The 2,509-nt window shown below is 26.2% G+C and carries 4 protein-coding genes; all 4 read left to right on the plus strand.

Features of this window, described 5'->3' with window-relative positions:
* Positions 1-636 (plus strand): hypothetical protein (locus AOG54_RS09825; protein ID WP_201779309.1); only part of this gene is annotated, 636 nt, incomplete at its 5' end.
* Between the two features lie 244 nt (positions 637-880).
* On the plus strand, positions 881-1,231 hold the full coding sequence (locus tag AOG54_RS02555; protein ID WP_048101008.1) for a hypothetical protein: 351 nt from the start codon (positions 881-883) through the stop codon (positions 1,229-1,231).
* Positions 1,232-1,234: 3 nt separating this feature from the next.
* Positions 1,235-1,477, plus strand: coding sequence for a hypothetical protein (locus AOG54_RS02560; RefSeq protein WP_048101009.1), 243 nt, complete (start codon positions 1,235-1,237; stop codon positions 1,475-1,477).
* A gap of 680 nt (positions 1,478-2,157) precedes the next feature.
* Positions 2,158-2,481: a hypothetical protein gene (locus AOG54_RS02570; protein ID WP_055032368.1), complete on the plus strand. Its 324-nt coding sequence runs from the start codon at positions 2,158-2,160 to the stop codon at positions 2,479-2,481.
* Positions 2,482-2,509 lie beyond the last annotated feature (28 nt).

Raw genomic sequence — 2,509 nt, forward strand, 5'->3', positions numbered from 1 at the left:
GCTATTGTATATCTTATATTGGAATTACAGTATTACAATAATTCCAATATAAGATATACAATAGCATTTACAGATACATTTAAAAATTATAAGGTAGAAATAGGCAATATAATATACAATAACAACAATGAAAATATTTCATATTTATATGCCAATATTGTGCCAATAAATTCATCAAAAATATTATTGGGAAATGAATTTACATTAGATTATAAATCAACATATAATAATGAAATGAAAAACTTAATAAACAGTATGGAATTAATTTCATTTACTTATATGAATTCCAATAACAATACATTAAATAAATTCGGAATAGAATATTCATATATTGCATTGGCAATGAATAATATGTTAAAATCAACAAATAATAATATAAAAAATATGGAAATAAACAAAACAGTTGGAATAGCAATAGACTGGGGTTGGATGTGCGATTTAAGTATATTGCTAGAGGTCATTGCGGCTATAGATTTAATTGGTTCAGCAACAGCGTTAGTTGTAGCTACAGGTGGATTGGCTTGGCCCGTATTCTTTGTAGTTGTTGCTGTTATTGGTGTAATGGGTGGTTGGATAAGTATGGGATATACTTGCGATTGGCCTCTTGGGGACCCGTGGTTTCCTTCATGGCTTTAATTTTGGTGATAAATAATGAATAAAAATAAAATATACAAATATAGTCTATTCGTAGTAATAATTTTTATGTTTATTGAAGCAGTGTTGGGTATTACAATATCAATTTATGGCATAATGAAAAATCAGATGGTATTTAAATATCTGTTAGTTTTATTCACGTTTATTTTGATTTTTGTAATATTTGCCACTCTACATTTCTACAAAAAACTTAATAAATAATATCGAATTAATATCATTGAATTATATGAATATAAATAATAACACATTAAATAAATTCGGAATAGAATATTCATATATAGCATTGGCAATGAATAATATGTTAAAATCAACAAATAATAATATTAAAAATATTAATATAAATAAAACTTTAGGTATAGCAATAGATAATGAGTTGAATTGTATTCTAACAATCTTATCGGAAATAGTTGTATTAATGGTGTTGCTTATGGGAATAGCAGCATTTGAAATATCTACTATTGGAGTTGGCACTCCTGTTATTGTAGGCCTATTGTTTTTAGGTGGTATGGGAGGTGTTTTATTCGGCTTAGGTATTGGTGCTTATTTTATAGGCAATTCGTGTTTTGAAGGATGGTAAGCTATGTTAAAAAGCATATTAAAGGATGGAACAGCAATAAAACCAAAGGCGTTAAAGTTATTTCTGGCATCATTTATAATGCTGCTCATTGCAAGTTTTTTAGATTTTATTGTATCAATAAGAACAAGAAACACAGTTATGATTATATTAGAATCTTTAATGTTAGTCTATAGTGTAATTTTTATAGTTTTAATATTAATATTTATTAGAAGCTCTAATAAAAAATTAAATAAAAGTAATTATTAAAAATATAAAAGGAATGTAATATGGAGATAAATAAAACTTTAGGTATAGCTATAGACTGGAACTGGGATGTATTTTAAGTACTTTAATATTAGTTGGTTCTTGGATTGCCGTAATTGGTGGAGATTATTGTGTTCCGGCAATATTGGTGGTGCTGCGGGTTTATGGCTTCTTGCATTTGGCTTAGCTATTGGTAGTACTGCAGATATGGCTTTTAGCTTTGGAAGTAACGGGTGGTAATATGGATGACTTAATAAAATGGAAGATATTTTCAATTCCGATGACAACGGTGTTTGTAATCGGTTTAGTTGAAATTTTATTTCTGCATCAGTATTTTGGCATATTGGGAATAATAGCATTTGTATTATATTTATTATATTATAATAACGGTAAATATAAAATAGAATTAAATATGAATAAAATAGATAAATCCACTTATATTAATCTTGAGAACATGCAATTTAAATTACTGTTTTTGCCTGCTATTTCATATATATTAATTGTTCCTATAATTTCGTTTGTATTAGAATATTATAACATAATTGTTATTTTTTATATCCTTGGAACAATAACTTTTATTTTAATATATTTATTGTATATAAATAAAAAACAAAATGCCTGTATCAAAAGTAACATTATAAAATTACTTTCAGCAAGCTTTGCACGCGCATGTGGGTGGTAAAGTGGATATAAATATAAATAAAAAGCTAGCTAGTTTAAAAAAAAGCATTATATTATTATTAATAGCCGAAATAATACAATTAGCATTATTATATATACCAAATTTTACGGTAAATATTATTTATAAAATTGCCACCTTTTTATCTTTTGCTATAATTATCCTTATTGTATATTCATATTTTTATGAAAAAAATAGGATAATAAATCATAAAAATATAATATATGTAAAAGAAAATAACAAAAACGAGTTTTTCATATTAGCCATTAGTGTGGGTATTATTATCGGATTAATAACATTTGTGAGCTACCTCATGCCAAGGCAATGAGGCTTCCTGATTCATCGACCACACTTAT

The organism is Acidiplasma aeolicum, from assembly GCF_001402945.1.
GTDB lineage: Archaea > Thermoplasmatota > Thermoplasmata > Thermoplasmatales > Thermoplasmataceae > Acidiplasma > Acidiplasma aeolicum.

Bases quoted from the DNA above. Each gene is read 5' to 3' on its own strand.
- AOG54_RS02555 (WP_048101008.1), top strand. From the start codon at position 881: ATGAATATAAATAATAACACATTAAATAAATTCGGAATAGAATATTCA.
- AOG54_RS02560 (WP_048101009.1), top strand. From the start codon at position 1,235: ATGTTAAAAAGCATATTAAAGGATGGAACAGCAATAAAACCAAAGGCG.